This is a genomic window from Acinetobacter sp. P1332, assembly GCF_044057475.1.
Lineage (GTDB): Bacteria > Pseudomonadota > Gammaproteobacteria > Pseudomonadales > Moraxellaceae > Acinetobacter > Acinetobacter johnsonii.
Window position 1 is genome coordinate 192,585 of the sequence record NZ_CP171157.1, and the last position, 21,476, is coordinate 214,060.

Here is a 21,476-nt window from a genome sequence, read left to right on the forward strand (position 1 = left end):
TTCATCTCGGCCATCATAGCGCATCTGGGATAGAGGCTGCTGAGCTTGTTTAAAATTTACAGACCAAAGTCTAAATTACAACCAATACAGAAGCTTGCTACTTTAGCAAATGTAATAATTCGAATTAAAAAATTGTATCTACGGTTGGATACGCACAGGAGTATGGTTATGGATGAGAGACAAGTAGAACAGATTCTACAAAATCCCAAATTCAAGGAAATGGTTAGTCGTAAAAGTAAACTGAGCTGGACACTGACAACTATTATGTTGGTTGTATACGTTGGTTTCATGTTGTTGGTCGGCTACAACAAAGAATTTTTAATGACTTCAGTCAGTGGTGGGGTGACCACGATTGGCATGCCATTGGGTCTAAGCATTATTGTATTGTCTTTTGTTTTGTGTGGTGTTTATTCGTATATCTCGAATAACAAACTCGACGCATTAAATGAAGAAGCAATGCGTGAAGTCGAAGCCATTGCGCAAGAGAAAGGACAGCACTAATGAAATGGAATTCATTGAAAGCGCTTGCAGTCGCTGCTACAGCACTGTTGGCTTCAAGCCTCGCACTTGCAGGCCCAGATTTGGGTGAGGCTCAACAACAAGCGACAAACTGGCATGCCATTATCATGTTCGGTATCTTTGTCGGATTTACTTTACTCATCACCAAATGGGCAGCAAAACAAACGACCAACACTGCTGACTTCTACACAGCGGGTGGCGGGATCTCAGGTTTCCAAAATGGTTTAGCGATTGCGGGTGACTATATGTCCGCAGCATCATTCTTGGGTATTTCCGCAATGGTTTTCAGTTCAGGCTTCGACGGCTTGCTGTATTCATTGGGTTTCATGGTCGGTTGGCCAATCGTATTGTTCTTGGTGGCTGAACGTCTACGTAACTTAGGTAAGTTCAACTTATCTGACGTAGTGTCATTCCGTTTAGCAGAAAAACCAGTACGTACGCTTGCAGCAGTAAGTTCATTGGTTGTCGTTGCATTTTATCTGATCGCTCAGATGGTGGGTGCAGGTCAGCTGATCAAACTGTTATTTGGTTTGAACTACAACATTGCTGTAGTAATTGTTGGTCTTCTGATGATGGCTTACGTGATCTTCGGTGGAATGTTGGCAACAACTTGGGTACAGATTATTAAAGCTGTGATGCTTTTGTCTGGCGCGACATTCATGGCTTTCATGGTGATGAAAGGCGTGGGCTTCAGCTTCTCTGAAATGTTCACGCAGTCAATTCAAGTTTTCTCTAAAGTACATGACATTTCTTTAGCAGAAGCGGGCAATATCATGGGCCCAGGTAAACTTGCAGCGAACCCAATTGATGCCATTTCTTTAGGTTTGGCTTTAATGTTCGGTACAGCGGGTTTACCACACATCTTAATGCGTTTCTTTACCGTTAAAGATGCTAAAGAAGCACGTAAATCAGTGGTTGTTGCAACAGGTTTCATTGGTTACTTCTACCTTCTAACCTTCATCATTGGTTTTGGTGCGATCCTTTATGTATCGAACAATCCACAGTTCCTTGATGTCGCGAAAATGGCAGTAACTGGCAAGCTAGAGCTTGTTGGTGGTAACAACATGGCAGCGGTTCACTTGTCTGATGCATTGGGCGGTGACTTGTTCATGGGCTTCATTTCAGCAGTAGCGTTCGCAACGATTCTTGCTGTTGTTGCAGGTCTGACCTTGTCAGGTGCTTCAGCAATCTCGCATGACTTGTACGCAAACGTATTCAAGAAAGGTCAAACGACTCCTGAATCTGAACTTCGTATGTCTAAAATCGCGACTTTAGGTCTTGCTATTTTTGCAATGATTTTAGGGATTCTGTTCGAGAAACAAAACGTTGCCTTCATGGTCGGTTTAGCATTCTCTGTAGCAGCATGTGCCAACTTCCCAGTGCTTGTACTGTCAATGTTCTGGAAAGGTTTAACCACACGTGGTGCGGTGATTGGTGGTGTGATTGGTCTAGCGACTGCAGTAACACTAATTATCTTATCTAAAGCCGTTTGGGTAGATACATTGGGCATTTCTGAAACGCCAGTGAACCCATTCAATGGTCCAGCAATCTTTGCAATGCCATTGGCGTTCTTCTGCTGCTGGTTGTTCTCTGTGACTGATAACTCAGCACGTGCACAAGCAGAACGTAAAGCATTTGATGCGCAGTATGTACGTTCACAAACAGGTATTGGTATCTCAGGTGCTTCAGATCACTAATCTGAACCTGAACTAAAAAAAGCCCCTTCATCGGGGCTTTTTTTATGGTGTTGATTCTCTTAACTGTGTTGGCTTTGAATGCTGAAAGACCTAGATTGTGATATTCAGTACTCAAGCAGTACTCAAATTGTTGGGCAAAATGAATCGACTGACACGAATAAAAAGCATCGGTTTCAGTGGCTATTCATGCTAAGTTAAAAAAGCGAGAACAAGAACCAATCAAACTTGGCTTTAAAAATAACAGGCTGCATATGCAAGTATTTGTCGAATTTTGGAAAGGCTTCCGTTTACTGCCATCAGCATGGTTACTGCTGTTGCAATTTATTATGCTGATTTTGGCGCTTTTGAGCGGCCATAGCCTGTCCTTACGTGTATTGGTTTGGGGCTTAGGTGTTTTGGTCCTGTTACTCATTGCCAAGGTCATCCGCCAAACCCCCGTGTTTACCATCCTCGGCTTGAGTTTTGTTGGTGGGGCATTGTTCTTTTCCTTACTGATTTTACTGGGTGCGCGAGATCCAATACTGTTGGTGATTAGTCATGCCTTTGAGGCGATGACCTATTTTATTGCGGCCTATGGCTTGCTGCGCTATATGTTTGCAGACCGTTATTTGACCAAAGATGAGCTATTTGCTGCCGGGGCAGTGTTTACCCTTATTGCATGGGGTTTTGCCTTTTTATATAGCATTTGCCAGATTTTAGAACCCAATAGCTTTTTAAATCCTAATGTGGCGGGCGCACAATCGTGGCTCGATTTACTTTTTTTAAGCTTTAGTTTGCAGTCGGCGACAGGTTTGTCTGATCTAATGCCATTAACACCGCTGGCTCGTATGATCGCGATGTTACAGATGTTTTGTGGGGTGATGTATTTGGCTTTAGTCGTCTCACGCTTGATTGCCTTGCAGTATATTCAGCATCGACCCAATGATCATAAAGAAAATTAAACTGTTACAGGATTCACACTGCCTTATTTTCCAACATAAATTATGATGGAACAGAATCGTTAAATTTTAAGCTATTCATTCTTCACTCTTTATTAGACTCGTCTAATTAACCATTTTGCTTATATCTTTGTACTAAAAATAATTTTCTGGGGGAATTATGCCTTCCATAAAGCCATCGCTGTTTGCAAACATCAAACGGAATGTATTTCTCAGCACTGTCCTGATTCTAGTGCTTTTTCTGGCCTTGATTCTTTTTGACCCAAGTGGTTTTGAGGCTTTAACCAAACATTTAAATCAATGGATTATTGATTCATTTAGCTGGTTTTATGTTTTATCTGTCGCGTTATTTCTGATCTTGCTGATCTTTATTGCGCTCTCCGATATGGGGAAAATCAAACTCGGTCCTGATCATAGTCTGCCTGAATATAGCAGTAGCTCTTGGTTCGCCATGCTGTTTACCGCAGGGATGGGGATTGGTTTGATGTTCTTCGGTGTCGCTGAACCAGTGATGCATTATGTCAACCCGCCCACGGGCGATGGGCAAACCGTAGATGCCGCACAACAAGCCATGCGAATCACCTTTTTCCACTGGGGATTACATGCATGGGCCATTTATGCACTTGTGGGCTTGTCACTGGCCTATTTCTCTTTCCGACATAATTTGCCTTTAAAGGTTCGCTCTGCTTTATATCCTTTGGTGGGCAAAAAAATTTATGGTGCAACGGGAGATGCAGTCGATACCTTTGCAACCTTAGGCACCATTTTCGGGGTTGCGACCACACTTGGTTTTGGGGTAACTCAGATTAATTCGGGAATGAATTATCTTTTTGGCATTCAGCAAAGTATTGGTATTCAGGTCGGGCTAATCATTTTTGTCACTTTTTTAGCTTCGCTCTCAGTCGGGTTTGGTTTGGACAAAGGCATTAAACGGCTGTCTGAATTGAACTTGGTGCTAGCACTGGTTTTACTGTTATTTGTATTTTTTGCCAGTTCTTCTATTTATATCTTACAAACCAGCATTCAAAACGCAGGGCAATATGTATCTAATCTGTTCACGATGACCTTCAACCTCTATGCCTATCAACCTAATGGTTGGATTGGGGGTTGGACCATTATGTATTGGGCATGGTGGATTTCGTGGTCTCCTTTTGTTGGAATGTTTATTGCCCGAGTGTCTAAAGGTCGAACCATTCGCGAGTTCATTGTCGGGGTGTTGTTCATTCCAACAGGTTTTACCCTGATTTGGATGGGCTTCATGGGGAATGCAGCGCTGTTCAGTATTATTCAAGATGGGCACACTTCTTTAATCTCAGCGGTACAACAAGATTCATCCGTCGCACTGTTTGAATTTTTGACCCATTTACCTTTCTCTCAAATATCGAGCCTGATTGCGACCGTTCTGGTGGTACTATTCTTTGTGACTTCAGCCGACTCAGGCTCATTGGTGATTGATTACTTAACCGCAGAAACAGAAAATTCACCCTTATGGCAAAGGCTATTTTGGACCATTTTGATTGCCTTACTGTCGATTATCTTACTGATGGCAGGCGGACTTTCAGCCTTACAATCGGCCACCATTATGAGTGCCTTACCCTTTACTTTGATTATGTTGCTGGTCTGCTGGGGCTTATTGAAAGCACTACGTTTAGATGTCACCAAAATGCGTGCATTGCAAGATGCGCGAATCACGCCACGTGCGATTCAAAATCCACGCAGTTGGCAACAGCGTCTAGGTCTGATTATGCATTATCCGCATACCCAGTTTGAGGTCGAAGAGTTCATTGGCCAGCAAGTACAACATGCATTTTCAGCGGTACAAAAGGAATTTCAGCGCCGTCAGCTAGACGTGACCATTCAACCGATTGAGCATGGCTTGCAGTTACGCGTGGATCACCATAATGAAATTAACTTCATCTATCAGGTGGTTGCCCGTGAAACCCAGCCACCCAGTTTTATGGCAGATCGACTTGAAGAACAGCAGTTTTATCAAGCTGAAGTTTTCTTAAGAGAAGGTGGGCAGAATTATGATGTGATGGATTGGACTTTAGATGATCTACTGCAAGATATTATTGACCAGTACGAACGTCATTTATATTTCTTAAACTTAGTGAGAACTCCCCAATATAGAAAAGGACGCTTAAAAGCGTCCTTTTCTATATTCAGTTTCTAAATGAAATTAGAAGCGGAATTTAGCGTTTACGCCAACAGTTTGAGTATCAAGATTCTCAGTATTGTCTTTAGCGTTAGCATTTACATAGCTTGCGCCTACAGCAACTGCTGGAGTGATGAAGTAGTTAACGTTTGCACCCCAAGCTGAATCTGGAGTACCAGCAAAGCTTGATTCAACATAAGAAGCGCCAACACTTAACGCAGGAGTTAAGTAAAGGTCAGTTTTAAGTTGGTAAGCGGTGTCTTCACCGTAAACAAGACCAGCTTCTAAGCCGAGCGCCATGTTTGTACCGTCGATGTTACCTACGTATTTAGTACGTGCAGTAACCGCGTCTTGATCTTCACCGATCGTAGCAGCTTCACCAACAGCTTTAACAACACCATTGCCCATTACGTTGAACGCATCAAGAGCAAATTGGTCAGCAACGCTAGTATAACCTACAGCAACCAAGAAGTTCGGAGCAGCTAAAGCACCCACTTCAAGTGCATAACGGTCACCATTGTCATCAGGCGTTTCGCTGTTTTTACCATCCAAATGTGTGTGGCTATAAGACGCACTTGCATATGCTGGAACGAATTTAGTAGGAATATACGCTTCTGCTTTAGCGCCGTAGTTGTGTGCGATGAAATCAGTACCGTCAGTGCCTAATTCAGCATAGTTATATGCCAAAGAAACATTTGAAGCTTGGTTTAAAAAAGCAGCTTCAGCTAAAGGACCTTTAGATGAATCAACATCTTTAAAGTAGAAAGTACCTTGTAAACCGCCAGTAAAATCTTTGTCATTTGCATCAGATGCATCGATGTATTCAGATTGACCTTGTACTTCGAATTGGTATGCTTGAGCACCGGTCATGGCTAATAATAAAGCAGTTGCTAAACCGAGTTTTTTCATGATATTTACCAGATTGTTAACATTGGATTAAACTAAGGCTATTCTATTGTAACAATTTATTAAGTCAATGAGCTCTAATGGTATTATATTATTGAGTAATTACTCTAGTTGTGTTATGGGTTAAAAATTACTCAATTGAGTGTATCCATGTCAACCAAAAAAAACTTACAGCAGAACAATAGGGTATACCTATTTAGAAAACAGAGAATGCAGGAAAATGAATTGTACTGAACTTGATTTTTAATTGGTAAATTAGATTAAATATATAGATATAAACGGTAAAAAAGTTAAATAAAGCACCTAAAATATAGGCGTTTTTGTGTCCTAAATCTAAAAAACGCCTAAAATTAGCGCAAAAAGCTCGTTTTTTGCTTGCATAATGTACATATCCTCTGAGTATTTGTGATAATTTTCACGCTAATTATGGCGTTGTGTTAATCCATAGTGCTTTAGTGGCTTTACAAGTGAACAGATTTATTTCATAATGATTTTAGCGAATCATTTAACAATATTGTTGTTTTGTGAGAAGCTAATTCTCCTCAAACAGTTTTTGTTTATCTGCCCAACTTTCCCCAAGGTTGGGCTTTTTTTTATTTAAATTTTCGAGATCTTCTTTTTTCTAATAAAAATTTATTGGAATTTAATGCACAATAATGGTGCAAATGTAGGGCTGTATTTTTCATTGAAAACTTTTATTCGAGCAAAAAAAAACCAACCTCTAAGAGAAGTTGGTTTTTCCCGCCAAAATTTGTGGGAAAATTAGAATATTTGCTGAGGATATACTCTAATTTGCCCCAATACTGTGCATTATGCACTTAAATGTTGCATGTGTAAATATAGGAACTTTAAAAAATGGGAATTAAAAATATTGAATGAAATTCACACTAAACATGAATATTATTAAGGATGGATTGACTTAGCTTTCATAGGTGAGTGAAAGTTTAGCTGTGATCATTTGGGGATGATGAAATCTTAAAACGATGCAAAACAAAGAATTAATCACTTAAATACACGATATACTGTTCGTATAATAAACAGTTAATTTAGCTTTCTTTTATTTGGGAATGAGGGCGTGGTTGAAGTATGCGAGAAATACGCTCTGAGTATTTGAGTCAAAAGCTGTATATTGCAATGAGCATTATTATTTTGTCATTGTGCAGCTTATCCATTCCGTTGATAGTTAAAAGTTATCGTGATTACAACAAAACCAACCAAGCTTTAATTGAAATACAAGCCTTACAGGCTGTTGCAGACTTGGCCAATAAGATTTCACGAGAGCGTGCGCCCGCCAATAAACTCATGTCGAGTAATCAACAAGCCTTTGCCAAACACGTGCTTGAGTTAAAACTATATCGGCTCACGGTGGATGAGCAGATGAAAAAGACTTTAGAAGTTTTAAAGCACTCGAACCTCCCAAATTTAGATTTAAGTTTAGTTGACCGTTTAGATGAAGCTTTAACACAAGGCAGACAACAGGTAGATGCTTATGCAGCTCTACCACGTGAGCAACGTAATGCCGAGACCATGGATCAAGCCATCCTAAAAATGTTTAGTGCTTGGGATCTTAGTCATGATGTTTTAAAAGACGTAATCGCTGTATCTGAAGGCAAAGACACCGCTGTTTCAAACTTCTATGTCCAAATTTTATTATTAGCGGACTTACGCGATCAGGCTGGTCGTGCTGCATCCAATGTGATGGCGCATGTAGCTTTTAAACAACCGATTCCTGAAACCAATTTAGCGCGTTCTTTACAGACTCGGAAGCAAGTGATGTATTTGTGGGAACTCATTGATACCTTACAGCCTGAGCGTGATAAAACCGAAGAATTTAAGGTGCTGCATCAAGCGGTTTATAACGAGTTTTTAGCCAAAGGGCTATTGATTGTTGAACGCTTGATGAATGAAAGTATTTACCATCGACCGTACTATTTAACGGGGACACAGTTAACTGAAGCAATCGTTGATAAATTTTCGACCGTGGTGGAATTGCAAAATTATTTACTCAAATATAGCGTTGAAAAAGCCATCATTGAAAAGAATAAAGCACAAAATATTTTGCTCACAACGGTGGGTATTTCACTGATTTCAATTTTTGCGGCACTGTTTACCATGATCTACGCGCGTAAGAGAGTGTTTGGTCCACTTATTCAAGCGCGTGAAATTCTGTTTGATTTATCTCATTCCAGTCTTCGCCCCAACCCGATGGATACCAAAGATCAACCCGCCAATGTGTATTCTTTATTTACAGCAATTCAGCAGTTAAAACAGACGCTTCAGCAGCGAGATGCGTTGGAGTTTCGACTCAAAAATATTGCACATTTGGATTCATTAACAGGGGTTGCAAACCGTTATGCGTTGAATGAATACATTAAACTTTTGGAAAATCAGCCGACCCAGTTTTCTGAGACTTGTTTAATGGTGATCGACATCGATCATTTTAAACAGGTCAACGATGTGTATGGACATCTGATGGGGGATCAGGTGATTCAGTTTGTGGCTGAAAAATTAAAAGAAAATATTCGGACATCTGATTTATTGGTACGTTACGGTGGTGACGAATTTATTGTGCTGATTGAAAATGTTGGAATGGAGCGCGCTTTAAAAATTGCGGAAAAGATTCGTTCTGAGATTTATGAAGCGAAGCCACTTGATAATGTACGTTGCCCTGATTTAAAAGTTAGTATTAGTATTGGGGTCGCAATTGGTGCGACCAGTTGGATGGCACTGTTAGAAAAAGCCGATCGTGCTTTGTTTCAAGCCAAAGAGCAGGGTAAAAATAAGGTGGCGAGTTGAGTTTATTTGTGAAATTCTTAGCTACTGGAAATATCAAAAAAACCAGGGTGATATAACTCAATAGAAGTCTGTGTTTAAATTAAATTTGATAATAATAGAAGGAGCTAAACGTGAGCGAAGGCTGTATTTTTTGTCAGATGATTCAAAATAAAATACCTTGCCACGTCATTGATAGCAATGATGACTATATGGCTTTTTTGACTATCTTTCCAAATACATTAGGCGCAACGGTTGTGATCCCGAAAAAGCATTATGCAAGTTATGCTTTTGATTTAGATGATGATGTTTTAACTGGGTTAATACTCTATACCAAGAAAATTGCGAAAAAGTTAGATGGATTCTTTGAAGACGTTGGACGTACCGCAATGGTATTTGAAGGTTTTGGTGTCGATCATATACATGCAAAATTGTTCCCTATGCATGGAACTATGCAAGTGCATGAAAACTGGAAAGCTGTAAATTCTAATGTTGATAAATACTTTGAGCAGTACGAAGGCTATATTTCATCACATGATTTTCAGCGAGCAAATGATGACGAGTTGGCGAAATTGGCGGAGAAGATTCGAGCATTTGAGTAATATAAGTAAACTGTTGGTATGGTAATCCCCCCTAACCCCTCTTTGATAAAGAGGGGAACACCATTTGATTAGTAATGGGAACTCCCTCCTTTTTAAAAGGGGGGGTGGGGAGGATTTACTACTTCAACATCGGCTTCAAAAACTTCGCAGTATGCGAAACTTTATTCTTCGCCACGTGTTCAGGCGTTCCTTCCGCAATAATCATCCCACCACCTGCACCACCTTCAGGGCCCAAATCAATCAACCAGTCAGCAGTTTTGATCACATCCAAATTATGCTCAATCACCACAATAGTATTGCCCTTATTGCGTAGCTCATGAAGGATATCTAACAGTTTAGCAATGTCATGGAAATGTAGACCTGTAGTGGGTTCATCCAAGATATATAACGTTTTACCTGTATCACGTTTTGCCAATTCACGTGCTAATTTCACACGTTGCGCTTCACCACCTGATAGAGTCGTTGCTGACTGACCTAAACGAATATAGCCCAAGCCCACTTGATTCAGTGTTTCTAAACGACGATGAATCACAGGAATCGCATCAAAGAAATGCATTGCATCTTCAACTGTCATATTCAGTACATCGGAAATATTCTTACCTTTATAACCCACTTCTAACGTTTCACGGTTATAACGTTCACCATGACAATTATCACAAGGCACATACATATCAGGTAAAAAGTGCATAGCCACTTTGATCATGCCATCACCTTCACAGGCTTCACAACGACCACCTTTCACGTTAAACGAGAAACGTCCCGCAGCATAACCACGTGCTTTGGCTTCAGGTGTTTGCGCAAACAATTCACGAATTGGGGTAAACAAACCCGTATACGTTGCAGGGTTAGAACGAGGTGTACGGCCAATCGGGCTTTGGTCAATATCAACAACTTTATCAAGGAATTGCAGACCATCAATTGAATCAAATTTTTCAGCCGTTAAAGTGGTTGCACCATTAAGCTGTGTTGCTGCTAAAGGCAATAAAGTACGATTAATCAACGTTGATTTACCTGAACCAGATACACCAGTCACACAGGTCATCACACCCAAAGGAATGGTTAAATCCACATTCTGTAGGTTATGACCCGCAGCACCCATCAATTTAATTTGTTCTTCAGGCTTTGGTGGTTCAGTACGTTTTTTCGGTACTTCAATTTTCAGTTTGCCTGATAAATATTGACCTGTAAGTGATTCACTATTCGCAAGGATTTCATCATAAGTCCCTTCAGCAATCACATGACCGCCATGAATACCAGCGCCAGGACCAATATCGATAATATGATCCGCTGCACGAATCGCATCTTCATCATGCTCAACGACTAAAACGGTATTCCCCAAATCACGTAAGCGGACTAAGGTTTCCAATAGGCGATCATTATCACGTTGATGCAGACCAATCGATGGTTCATCGAGGACATACATCACACCCATCAAACCTGCACCGATTTGCGAAGCCAAACGAATACGTTGCGCTTCACCACCAGACAATGTTTCTGCTGAACGAGATAGACTTAAATAATTCAAACCCACAGAGACTAGAAAGTGCAGGCGCTCACGAATTTCTTTAAAGATTTTATCGGCAATTTCACCTTTTGCACCATCAAGATTTAAATCTTGATAATAACTTTCCGCATCACCAATCGACATTTTGGTAATTTGGGCAATGGTTTTGTCTTTTACTCGAACATGACGTGAAATTTCATTTAGACGTGATCCGCCGCAGGCATCACATGCCGCATTAGACAGGTACTGTGCTAAATCATCACGAACATAGTTACTCTCAGTTTCACGATAGCGACGTTCTAAATGTGGCAAAATTCCTTCAAAAGGTTGCACACGATTATGCTTACGACCACGTTCGTCGATATAACTTAAATCAACTTTTTCTTTGCCTGTACCGTATAAAAATTTCTTTTTGGTATCCGCATCCAATTCATTCCAAGGTGTATCCAAAGAAAAACCAAAATGCGCTGCCACTTTTTCAATCATGCTGTAATAATACGGACGTTGACGATCCCAACCACGAATAGCACCTTGGCTAATCGATACATCAGGACTTGGAATGAGTTTTTCAGCACTAAAATGGCTACGGGTCCCTAAACCATCACAGGTTGGGCAGGCACCAAAGGGATTGTTGAATGAGAATAGACGAGGTTCTAATTCTGCGACAGCACGGTCACATTCAGGACACGAGTGTTTAGCCGAAAAGACCCGATCTGGGTGTTCACCGTTCATCCAAGACAAAACAGCAATATCACCACCTAAGCGCAGTGCCGTTTCAAAAGATTCTGCAATCCGGTTGCCGAGGTCATCACGAACTTTAAAACGATCCACCACCACTTCAATGGTGTGTTTTTTCTTTTTATCGAGTTCTGGAATTGGGTCGAGATCAACAATTTCACCATCGACGCGCGCTCGGACAAAACCTTGACTTTGTAATTGTTCAAACAAGTTGGAATATTCGCCTTTACGCTCACGCACCACTGGTGCAAGCAGCATCAGTGCTGTCCCTTCATCCAATCCTTTTACGGCATCGACCATTTCCGATACGGTCTGTGCCACCATCGGCAAATCATGCTCTGGGCAAAATGGCGTGCCGACACGTGCGTAGAGTAGACGTAAATAGTCATAAATTTCGGTAATGGTTCCCACCGTAGAACGTGGGTTATGGCTGGTTGACTTCTGTTCAATCGCAATGGCAGGGCTTAAACCTTCAATTGAGTCAACTTCAGGTTTTTCCATTTGTGACAAGAACTGGCGCGCATAGGCCGAAAGCGATTCGACATAACGACGCTGGCCTTCGGCGTACAGCGTATCAAATGCAAGCGATGACTTACCTGAACCAGAAAGTCCCGTGATCACCACGAATTTGTCGCGGGGAATATCAAGGTTCACATTTTTTAAGTTATGGGTACGTGCGCCTCGAATACGGATATGACTTTGGCTCATAAAACTATCTCGAAATTGTGCAGATGAAGGAGGTATATGATAACGACTTATGCTTTATTCAAGTGTTAAACATGATTTTATAGCGAAAAATCATGTCGGCCAAAAGAAAATTGATGCTGCTAGACTGTAGCTAGATTTCAGTGTTGAAACAAGTCTCAAGCTATCGATATTGGCTGTGACTGAAAACAGGAAGGTATTTATAAGTTCCCTAAAAAAGAGTGGATCACCCATTCGGCGCAAAGCAAAAGTTGAATCATGACTGTGTTATTTTTGGTTTGCCGTACGCCTTCAGGGATAGAGCATTGTTATGGTTGCAGTATTTAACATGCTAGCGCATAAGGACGTTCAAAGATTGAATCGACCGTCTCAAAAGCAAAGGGACGGATAATGTCATGATGGAGACGGACATAGAAATTGACTTCGTGCTCAAGAGTTTGTAAGAAGGCGTCGTAGTCATCTTCAAAGTCTGGTAGGTCGAGTAAGTCTTGTTCTCGACTCAAAACGCAATGATATTTTTTAATAAACGCCAACATCAATTTTTGAATATGTGGATTGGTATAATAAATGAGATAGGTCGCGGCAGAACCGCAGTGTAAACAGCCTTTTTCAAGGTAAATTTCTTCGTTATTCAGCCAGCAACATTGTACGGTAAAAAATGCACGAATGGCTTCAGTACCTAGAGTATCAGGATGCATGAGAACGGCCCTCGAAAGTTAATTATGCAAATGATAATTATTATCATTATTGAAGTTTAGTTTTAAATGCTTAAAATAGCAATCGCGCCTTCTGAAAAAATACGATATTCGGTCAATAAAAAGCCCTGAAGGGTTCAGGGCTTTTTGGATCATTTTCGCTTTTAAGCGTGGTCTAAACCGAGCCATTGCTGCTGTTTATAAGCGCTGTCCCAGAACAACCATTCCAGTTCAGCCCCTTTACGGTAGGCTTTATGCATTTTCTCAATGGTATCCGCATCGCAACGTGCAGCCACTTTATCGATGGTTGCAATTACATTACGTACCGCTTGGTTGAATTCTTCCCCCGCGTAAGTATTAATCCACGCTTGGTACGGGTTGTTGGCGATAGAGTTACCCACAATGTCTTTACCCACTTCAGCATAAATCCAAAAACAAGGTAAGAGTGCTGCTAACACTACAGGGTAGCTTTCAGACCATGCTGTTGCCGTTAGAAATGAAGTGTAATGGTGACATGCTAAAGTTAGCGGTGTTTCTTCAAACTGCTGCTTTGAAATATCAAAATTTTTCATAAAGCCATCATGTAAACTGCGTTCCACCACAATCGCTTCTTTAGCCCCTTGGCTAAACTGAATAATGTCGTCAGCCTCATACGCTTTGGCACCACACACCGCTAAAGCACGACCATAAGCCACCAAGTAGTGCGCATCTTGAATCACATAATGGCAAAACGCTTCTTTATTAAGTGTGCCTGAAGCCAATTCTTGGTTAAAAGGTAAAGCCAGTGTTTTTTGATATAAGTCGACATTACGTTGCCAAACGTCTTGGGAAAAGGCCATGATTAGATCCTGAGGGAAGCCAAAATATGGGCAAGACTATAACAACAGTTTACGCGGAACAACAATCCATCTCCGTACATCGGTGAGATAAGTAAAAATTAACGAAGATGTTTTGGTTTCAGGCGCAAAAAGCGTCATAATTGCGGCCATAAAACTCAACCTGTTTTTTAAGTTTTCGTTCATCTCCAAATTTTTTTATAGGTCGATCTGTCATGATGAAACATTTTGGTTTCTCTATCATTTTTACGATCGTGTGTCTTGCGTTGTCTGCGTACTGGGGTTTTACCCATGGACCAGAAGCGGGCTTAAAGACCATGTTTACTGCTTTGACCATCACTGCAATTTTAGCGGTGATGGAGGTCTCGTTATCTTTTGATAATGCCGTTGTCAATGCATCTGTGTTACGAGGTTGGGATCATTTTTGGAAAATGTTATTCCTTACCGTGGGTATTTTAGTCGCTGTATTTGGTATGCGTTTAATCTTCCCTGTCGCAATTGTGGCGGTAACTGCAGATATGGGCTTCGTTGAAGTTGTTCAATTGGCTTTAAATGATCCAAAAACCTACTCACAACGTCTGATGGATCACCACCCTGAAATAGCTGCATTTGGTGGCGCGTTCTTATTGTTAGTGTTTCTTAACTTCTTTTTGGATGAAGGTAAAGATACGCACTGGTTCCGTTGGTTGGAGCGCCGTTTGGCGAACTTGGCTAATGTTCCTGCAATGTCAGTCTTCCTTGCACTGATTGCACTTTTGGTGATGGCGGCTAATGTCGATGAAGCTAAACGTCTCGTGGTGACCATGGCGGGAATCTGGGGCATCGTGGTTTACATTGGCGTACAAGTCTTGAGTCATTTGTTGGGTGGTGAACCTGAAGTTGATGAAGACGGCAATGCAGTTACACATGATGCCAATGGCGCAACCACGGGTGTGGTCAAAGCAGGTATTGGTGGTTTCTTATACCTAGAAGTACTTGATGCATCGTTCAGTTTTGATGGCGTAATTGGTGCATTTGCGATTACTTCCGATGTTGTGATTATTATGCTGGGTCTCGCGATTGGTGCGATTTTCGTGCGTTCGATGACGATTTACTTGGTAGAAAAAGGGACTTTGGATGCCTATGTCTTCCTTGAGCATGGTGCACACTACGCAATTGGTGCTTTAGCATTCATTATGCTGGCAAGTGGCACAGGTCTACATGTACCAGAAGTTGTCACGGGTTTAATTGGTGTGGCCTTTATTGTTTGGGCTGTTATTGCTTCTATTCAATACAAAAAACATCAAGCCGCTTAAAGCAGATTGCTTTAAACCGTGGAAAAGCGCAGCTCAGGCTGCGCTTTTTGTTTTTCAGATCAGGAAGGCTTTTATTAAACATAAAATTCATGCCGCTAGTCAGATTGAATAGCCTATAATCTTGATCCAAGATTAATTCAATACAGTCTGTCCTTGTTTATGATGAATGCTTTAGAACGTCGTTCAACTTTTGCCTTAAGCAGTATTTTTGCCTTACGCATGTTGGGTTTGTTCATGATCATCCCTGTATTTTCTGTGGCAGGGCAGACCTATGAATATGCAACGCCTGCGTTGCTCGGTTTGGCTGTGGGGATTTATGGCTTAACACAGGCCATTTTACAGATTCCTTTCAGCTTAATTGCCGACCGTTATAGCCGTAAGCCTTTGGTGGTTTTTGGGCTGCTTCTGTTTGCTTTGGGTGGTGCAATTGCAGCGATGTCAGACACCATTTATGGGGTGATTATTGGTCGTGCCATTGCGGGTGGTGGAGCAGTGTCTGCCGTGGTGATGGCACTACTGGCGGATGTGACCCGTGAAGAAAACCGTATGAAAGCCATGGCAACCATGGGCATGAGTATCGGGGTTTCTTTTGCTGTGGCTTTTAGTTTGGGGCCGTGGCTTACCGGTTTAGTAGGAATTTCAGGATTATTTTGGGTGACCACCATCATGGGTTTGGCGGCCATTTCGATGTTATTTTTGGTGCCCAAAGTCACCCGCCATCATCGTAATTATCAGCAAGGTTATTTGGCTCAGCTCAAACAAGTCTTAAAAATGGGGGATCTGAACCGTCTGCATGTGTCAGTGTTTAGCTTACATTTATTGCTGACGGCAATGTTTATTTATGTTCCCTCACAGCTCATCGATTTTGCAAAAATTCCACTAAATTCGCATGGCTGGGTGTATTTGCCACTGTTGGTGATTAGCCTATTTTTTGCCTTTCCAAGTATTGTGTTGGCTGAAAAATATCGCAAAATGCGAGGCATCTTTTTAACGGCCATTGGCGGCATTATTTTAGGCTTAGGCATCCTAATTTTTGGCTTTGAGTCGAAGTATATCTTGCTGACAGGTTTGGGCTTATTCTTTATTGCTTTTAACGTTATGGAAGCGTTGCTGCCGTCATGGTTATCGAAAGCTGCACCGATTCAGTCCAAAGCGACTGCGATGGGCGTAAATGCCAGCAGCCAGTTTTTAGGCGCATTCTTTGGTGGTGTCACAGGTGGTCAGTTGTTGCTGTTAAACAATACTGCTTTGGGTTGGAGCATCCTGACTGGACTGGCGATTGTTTGGTTATTGATTAGTTTTGGCTTGGCACAACCGCGTTATTTGTCTTCGATGGTATTGCGTTTACCTGAACATAAACAAACGGACGAATGGACTTCACAGCTTTTAGCGATTCGTGGTATTGAAGAGGTCGTGGTGATGTCTGATCAGCAAGTAGCGTATGTAAAAGTCGATAAGCAGCAAATAGATGATGCTACGCGACAAGATTTAACGCAGTTGTTGGGGAAAGAGGTAGCCATTTAAGCATAACTCTTATAAAGTAAATAATAGAAATAGATAGGAAGTAAACATCAGATGCGCGGTGTAAATAAAGTTATTTTAGTGGGCACATTAGGCCGAGATCCAGAGACGAAAACTTTTCCAAACGGTGGTTCGTTGACCCAGTTTTCAATTGCCACGAGCGACTCTTGGACAGACAAAAGCACAGGTGAGCGTAAAGAGCAAACCGAATGGCACCGTATTGTGTTACACAACCGTCTAGGTGAAATTGCGCAACAATACCTACGTAAAGGTTCGAAAGTTTATATTGAAGGTTCACTGCGTACTCGTCAGTGGACAGATCAAAATGGTCAAGAACGCTACACTACAGAAATTCGTGGTGAGCAAATGCAGATGCTCGACAACAACCGTCAGCAAGGTGAGCAAATGCAAGGCGGAAATGATGGTTATGCACAACCACGTTTCAACAATAACCAAGGTGGTGGTTATAACAATAACAACAACCAAGGCGGTTATGGCGCCAATCCTGCAGCAGGTAATAGCAACAATCAACAAAGTGGTTATGCGAACAATAACCCAAGCGGTTTTGCACCCAAGGCGGCTCCTCAGTCAGCGCCTGCGGCAGCACCAGCAGATATGGATGATGATCTTCCGTTTTGAGACACACTAGAGATATATTTTTGTAAAGTTTATAAAATTTATCTTTATATTTAGTAGGTTACAGAGAAAGTTTACAGATACTAAAATAGTTCTGTAAACTTTTTTTTATTATGATTTAATATATTTAATACTTAGACTTTTTGTAAAATTTATGCTTTCAGTTAAAAGATTTGTCATGAATAGTGGGGAAAGATTTGCTGTCTTAATTGATAGTAATGGTCTCCCTCTAACATACCCAAATCTTTATACGATGATTTATTTGAGAAACAGAGGGCATTCGGTTAACACAATTGTTGCGGTACTTGAAGATATTGAACTGCTTTACCATATTTTTCATAAATGGCTTTGTTGCACAAACCTATCTGTAAAGGGTTTTTCAGCGATATAATTTTCAAATGAAGAAGCCTGCACACAAAATCTACCGCACAACCAATTGGCCCGCATATAACCGAGCACTCATGAGTCGCGGAAATATTGCCATTTGGTTTGATCCTGCTACGCAATGGTATGCGCCATCAAAAGGCAAACAAGGGCGAAATCAAACCTACTCCGACGCAGCCATCCAATGCTGCTTAATGATTAAATCCTTATTCCGTCTGTCTTTACGTAAGGTCACTGGCTTTGTGCAAAGTCTGATTAAACTTTGCGGATTAAATTGGATAGCTCCAGATTACACCACGCTTTGTAGAAGACAAAAGCATATTGATATTGTAATCAGCTACCAAAAAAGTAGTGATGGGCTGCATCTACTCATGGACTCTACAGGCATGAAGTTTCTAGGTGAGGGCGAATGGAAACGCAAGAAACATGGACCTGAATATCGTCGCCAATGGCGTAAACTTCATATTGGTATAGATGCTAAAACCCTACAAATACGAGCAGTTCAGCTTAAAACCAATAATGTCAGTGATTCACAGGTGCTTGGTGATTTACTTAATCAGATTCCACAAGATGAGCAGATTAACTCTGTTTATACCGATGGAGCTTATGACACCAAGCAATGCCGTCAGGTCATTGCAGATCGGCAAGCGCATGCGGTGATTCCACCTAGAAAAAATGCGAAACAATGGAAAGATACAAAGAGTAGCTCGCTAGAGCGAAATGAATTACTTCGAACAATTAAACGTTTAGGCAGGACACTATGGAAAAAATGGTCAGGCTATCATCGGCGAAGTTTGGTTGAAACTAAGATGCATTGCATCAAATTATTAGGAGATAAACTCAGTGCAAGGAGTTTTGATAGCCAAGTGAATGAGATCCATGCACGTGTAGCAGTCCTTAACAGATTTACGGAATTAGGTCGCCCACTTACCCAAGTTACGCCTTAAATTTAGCTCAATTAGGGGCGCTTTGCATTTCAAATCTTTGTGCAAAAAGCCTATCGCTGAAAAACCCTTTACAGATAGGTTTGTGCAACAAAGCCTAAAAATACTATAGAATAGATGAAAAATTTAACAATATTTTTATGGGGTTGAGGGTAGTTTAGTGGCTAAAATTTTTATTAGTTATGCACATAAAGATGAAGATCATAAGAATGCATTAACAGAGCATTTATCTCCCTTAGTAAGAACTGGTTTGATTGAAGAATGGAACGATAGAAAATTAGTACCAGGCACAAATTGGGCAAATGAAATATCAGAAAATTTACAAAATTCCACAATTATTCTTTTTTTAATTAGTTCTAGTTTTCTAGATTCAGACTATTGTATAGAAGTAGAAGCACAAACCGCATTAAAAATGCACAAGGAAGGTAAAGCACAACTTATACCAGTAATTCTTAGACCTAGTATGTGGAATAAGAACTCTGATTTATCAGAGCTTCAAGCATTACCAACAGATGCAAAGCCTATTACTAAATGGGATGATGCAGATGAGGCTTGGTTGGATGTAGTGCAAGGTCTTAATACTGTAATTACTACTTTTCAGCCAGTCGAGATTATGAAAACTAATAAAATTATAGATTCTGAAGAGAATATCGGTATAACTACAGATATTGAAAATTGGTTAAATGATACTGAAATAACTCTAACCCATAGAAATGTTACAAAAATAGGATTAGATCAAATCTTTATTACCCCTGATGTAGAGATAAAAAATGAAAATATAGGGGGTGAATTAAAATTTTATCATGACTCAGGAGATGTATTAAGAAAATGGGATGAAATATTAATTGTAGCGGAAGAGCAACAGGGTAAATCATCACTTCTAAAATATCATTACAGAGATCAACTTATTAAGGGTTTTTTACCTTTATATATAAGTGCAGCGGAAATTAAAAAATCTAATACGGAAGAAATAATTAAGAAACAGTTAAAAAAACAATATAACAATTTAAGTTTTGATGATTATATTAATTCTAATAAAGCAATTTTATTATTAGATAATGTTGATCAAATCGGTTTAAATCCTAAATATCGCAATATACTTTTAAGTGAATTTAATAAAATTTTTATAAAGAAAATTTATACATCTCAAATTTCATATTTATTAATGATTAATGATATACCACCTCTTTTAAATTTTACAAAGGCAGAGATATTAGGCTTAGGGCATAAGAAAAGAGAAAAACTAATTCAAAAATGGGTTTCGTTAGGTATTGAAGAAACTATTCAAGAAAAAGATTTATATGAAAGATGTGATGATTTAAAAGAACGACTTAATACTATTGTTAAAAGAAATATTGTTCCATCAAAGCCAATATATATATTAATGATGCTTCAAATGTTTGAAGCTCATAAAAACTTAAATTTAGAGCTATCTTCCCATGGTCATTGTTATCAACAATTAATTTACCAGTCATTTGAGAATGCAAAAATAAATGAAAGAGAATATGATAAGTATTTAAATGTATTAACAGAATTAGCATGGAGAATATTTGTTAAAGAATCAGATTTAAATGCTTATGAACTTGAAGAATTTTTTTCTTATGGCGAATTCAAACATGAGGTGCGACAGTTTCAAAAGCCATATGATAATCAACAAGCTGAGCAAATTTCTCTAATGGTGTAAGCCAATCTAACGCCTTTCTAGGACGAGTATTCAGTGACATGGCAACTTGATTTAAATAATGCTGATCTGCCTGATTTAAATCAATCCCTTTAGGTAAATATTGCCTAATTAAACCATTCATATTTTCGCATGTGCCTTTTTGCCAAGGTGAATGTGGGTCACAGAAATATACATCTATGCCTAAATCTTCTTCGAGTATTTTATGTTCTGACATCTCGCGTCCACGGTCATAGGTCAACGTTTTACGCAGTTCTGCAGGTAAATATTTCAGAGCTTCAGTTAAAGCCTTGCGCACTGATTCTGCCTTTGCATCAGGTAATGTTGCCAAGATACAGAGCCGTGTATTTCGTTCAATAAGTGTTGCTATCGAACTTTTATTGTCTTTACCTTTAATTAAATCAGCTTCCCAATGACCCGGTATTTTTCTTTCTTGAACTTCGGCTGGGCGCTCATGAATAGTTTTAATATCCTGTAATATAGAATCTTTTTTAGGTTCACCGTTAGCTTTTCGCTTTTTATTTTCATGACGCAGACAGGATAATAAGTCTTTTTTCAACTCACCCTTGGGTAATGCTCGTATCGTTGAATAAATCGTTGTATGGCTTACATTCATTGTTTGATCCAAATCAGGAAATGTCTTTAAACGCTTTGCTATTTGCTGAGGAGACCATAAACAACGGATCGCTTCAACAATAAATTTCCAGAGGATTGAATCGATTTTGAGTTTTCTGTGACCACGTCTACGTCTAGCGAAGGTGTTATCAGAAGCATATCGAGCTTGATAAACGTCATTGATGCTATTTCTTTTAAGCTCACGATAGATCGTACTAGGATGTCTTTTAATGAGTTCAGCAAATTTTCTGGCTGAAAAGCCTTCTTTTCTTGACTCAAGCATTAATGCAGTACGATCTTCAAAGTTAAGATGATGGTATGACAATTTTATAT

Annotated in this window: 16 protein-coding genes and 1 pseudogene; 12 read left to right on the forward strand and 5 right to left on the reverse strand. The window is 40.1% G+C overall.

Going from position 1 to position 21,476, the window contains the following annotated elements; translation table 11 throughout:
• Positions 1-168: 168 nt before the first annotated feature.
• From ACFN7Z_RS00810 to ACFN7Z_RS00825, 4 genes are all read left to right on the forward strand, one after another.
• Positions 169-501: a DUF485 domain-containing protein gene (locus tag ACFN7Z_RS00810; protein WP_004691685.1), complete on the forward strand. Its 333-nt coding sequence runs from the start codon at positions 169-171 to the stop codon at positions 499-501.
• Positions 501-2,216 (forward strand): cation acetate symporter, encoded by a 1,716-nt coding sequence (locus ACFN7Z_RS00815; protein WP_058951556.1) that lies wholly within the window; start codon positions 501-503, stop codon positions 2,214-2,216. The genes ACFN7Z_RS00810 and ACFN7Z_RS00815 overlap by 1 nt, the downstream gene beginning before the upstream one ends.
• A 251-nt stretch (positions 2,217-2,467) precedes the next feature.
• On the forward strand, positions 2,468-3,157 hold the full coding sequence (locus ACFN7Z_RS00820) for an ion channel (RefSeq protein ID WP_058952490.1): 690 nt from the start codon (positions 2,468-2,470) through the stop codon (positions 3,155-3,157).
• Between the two features lie 157 nt (positions 3,158-3,314).
• Entirely contained in the window at positions 3,315-5,327 is a 2,013-nt protein-coding gene (locus tag ACFN7Z_RS00825; protein ID WP_263507086.1) for a choline BCCT transporter BetT, read from the forward strand.
• 6 nt (positions 5,328-5,333) lie between these two features.
• On the opposite strand, the gene omp33-36 is transcribed toward ACFN7Z_RS00825, so the two are convergent.
• Positions 5,334-6,218 (reverse strand): porin Omp33-36, encoded by an 885-nt coding sequence (omp33-36, locus tag ACFN7Z_RS00830; RefSeq protein ID WP_058870480.1) that lies wholly within the window; start codon positions 6,216-6,218, stop codon positions 5,334-5,336.
• Positions 6,219-7,301: 1,083 nt separating this feature from the next.
• Between omp33-36 and ACFN7Z_RS00835 the strand changes: the two genes are divergently transcribed.
• Complete coding sequence (locus ACFN7Z_RS00835) at positions 7,302-9,011, forward strand: GGDEF domain-containing protein (RefSeq protein WP_058951557.1); 1,710 nt, start codon at positions 7,302-7,304, stop codon at positions 9,009-9,011.
• A gap of 110 nt (positions 9,012-9,121) precedes the next feature.
• The gene (locus tag ACFN7Z_RS00840) at positions 9,122-9,589 is read left to right on the forward strand and encodes an HIT family protein (protein WP_101598932.1); all 468 of its coding nucleotides are present in this window, start codon (positions 9,122-9,124) and stop codon (positions 9,587-9,589) included.
• Positions 9,590-9,707: 118 nt separating this feature from the next.
• Here ACFN7Z_RS00840 and uvrA read toward each other — a convergent pair whose 3' ends face one another.
• From uvrA to tenA, 3 genes are all read right to left on the reverse strand, one after another.
• Positions 9,708-12,539, reverse strand: a complete 2,832-nt coding sequence (uvrA, locus tag ACFN7Z_RS00845) for an excinuclease ABC subunit UvrA (protein WP_058951558.1) — start codon at positions 12,537-12,539, stop codon at positions 9,708-9,710.
• Between the two features lie 320 nt (positions 12,540-12,859).
• Complete coding sequence (locus ACFN7Z_RS00850; protein ID WP_058951559.1) at positions 12,860-13,234, reverse strand: hypothetical protein; 375 nt, start codon at positions 13,232-13,234, stop codon at positions 12,860-12,862.
• A gap of 161 nt (positions 13,235-13,395) precedes the next feature.
• A complete protein-coding gene (gene tenA, locus ACFN7Z_RS00855) occupies positions 13,396-14,070 on the reverse strand; it encodes a thiaminase II (RefSeq protein ID WP_058951560.1) in 675 nt (224 codons plus the stop codon).
• Between the two features lie 212 nt (positions 14,071-14,282).
• On the opposite strand from tenA, the gene ACFN7Z_RS00860 reads away from it, so the two are divergent.
• From ACFN7Z_RS00860 to ACFN7Z_RS00885, 6 genes and pseudogenes are all read left to right on the forward strand, one after another.
• The gene (locus ACFN7Z_RS00860) at positions 14,283-15,362 is read left to right on the forward strand and encodes a DUF475 domain-containing protein (RefSeq protein WP_058952492.1); all 1,080 of its coding nucleotides are present in this window, start codon (positions 14,283-14,285) and stop codon (positions 15,360-15,362) included.
• Between the two features lie 159 nt (positions 15,363-15,521).
• Positions 15,522-16,886, forward strand: a complete 1,365-nt coding sequence (locus ACFN7Z_RS00865; protein ID WP_004978200.1) for an MFS transporter — start codon at positions 15,522-15,524, stop codon at positions 16,884-16,886.
• 51 nt (positions 16,887-16,937) lie between these two features.
• A complete protein-coding gene (ssb, locus tag ACFN7Z_RS00870; protein ID WP_058951561.1) occupies positions 16,938-17,522 on the forward strand; it encodes a single-stranded DNA-binding protein in 585 nt (194 codons plus the stop codon).
• A 151-nt stretch (positions 17,523-17,673) separates the two neighbouring features.
• Positions 17,674-17,862, forward strand: a pseudogene (locus tag ACFN7Z_RS00875) (site-specific integrase); the annotation flags it as partial.
• 55 nt (positions 17,863-17,917) lie between these two features.
• Positions 17,918-18,850, forward strand: coding sequence for an IS5-like element ISAba12 family transposase (locus tag ACFN7Z_RS00880; RefSeq protein WP_131230786.1), 933 nt, complete (start codon positions 17,918-17,920; stop codon positions 18,848-18,850).
• 157 nt (positions 18,851-19,007) lie between these two features.
• Entirely contained in the window at positions 19,008-20,531 is a 1,524-nt protein-coding gene (locus tag ACFN7Z_RS00885) for an NACHT domain-containing protein (RefSeq protein WP_395442405.1), read from the forward strand.
• On the opposite strand, the gene ACFN7Z_RS00890 is transcribed toward ACFN7Z_RS00885, so the two are convergent.
• Positions 20,458-21,426, reverse strand: a complete 969-nt coding sequence (locus ACFN7Z_RS00890) for an IS30 family transposase (protein ID WP_005804963.1) — start codon at positions 21,424-21,426, stop codon at positions 20,458-20,460. The genes ACFN7Z_RS00885 and ACFN7Z_RS00890 overlap by 74 nt on opposite strands.
• Between the last annotated feature and the right edge of the window lie 50 nt (positions 21,427-21,476).

Bases quoted from the DNA above. Each gene is read 5' to 3' on its own strand.
- ACFN7Z_RS00810 (WP_004691685.1), top strand. From the start codon at position 169: ATGGATGAGAGACAAGTAGAACAGATTCTACAAAATCCCAAATTCAAG.
- ACFN7Z_RS00815 (WP_058951556.1), top strand. From the start codon at position 501: ATGAAATGGAATTCATTGAAAGCGCTTGCAGTCGCTGCTACAGCACTG.
- ACFN7Z_RS00820 (WP_058952490.1), top strand. From the start codon at position 2,468: ATGCAAGTATTTGTCGAATTTTGGAAAGGCTTCCGTTTACTGCCATCA.
- ACFN7Z_RS00825 (WP_263507086.1), top strand. From the start codon at position 3,315: ATGCCTTCCATAAAGCCATCGCTGTTTGCAAACATCAAACGGAATGTA.
- omp33-36 (WP_058870480.1), bottom strand. From the start codon at position 6,218: ATGAAAAAACTCGGTTTAGCAACTGCTTTATTATTAGCCATGACCGGT.
- ACFN7Z_RS00835 (WP_058951557.1), top strand. From the start codon at position 7,302: ATGCGAGAAATACGCTCTGAGTATTTGAGTCAAAAGCTGTATATTGCA.
- uvrA (WP_058951558.1), bottom strand. From the start codon at position 12,539: ATGAGCCAAAGTCATATCCGTATTCGAGGCGCACGTACCCATAACTTA.
- ACFN7Z_RS00850 (WP_058951559.1), bottom strand. From the start codon at position 13,234: ATGCATCCTGATACTCTAGGTACTGAAGCCATTCGTGCATTTTTTACC.
- tenA (WP_058951560.1), bottom strand. From the start codon at position 14,070: ATGGCCTTTTCCCAAGACGTTTGGCAACGTAATGTCGACTTATATCAA.
- ACFN7Z_RS00860 (WP_058952492.1), top strand. From the start codon at position 14,283: ATGATGAAACATTTTGGTTTCTCTATCATTTTTACGATCGTGTGTCTT.
- ACFN7Z_RS00865 (WP_004978200.1), top strand. From the start codon at position 15,522: ATGATGAATGCTTTAGAACGTCGTTCAACTTTTGCCTTAAGCAGTATT.
- ssb (WP_058951561.1), top strand. From the start codon at position 16,938: ATGCGCGGTGTAAATAAAGTTATTTTAGTGGGCACATTAGGCCGAGAT.
- ACFN7Z_RS00880 (WP_131230786.1), top strand. From the start codon at position 17,918: ATGAAGAAGCCTGCACACAAAATCTACCGCACAACCAATTGGCCCGCA.
- ACFN7Z_RS00890 (WP_005804963.1), bottom strand. From the start codon at position 21,426: ATGCTTGAGTCAAGAAAAGAAGGCTTTTCAGCCAGAAAATTTGCTGAA.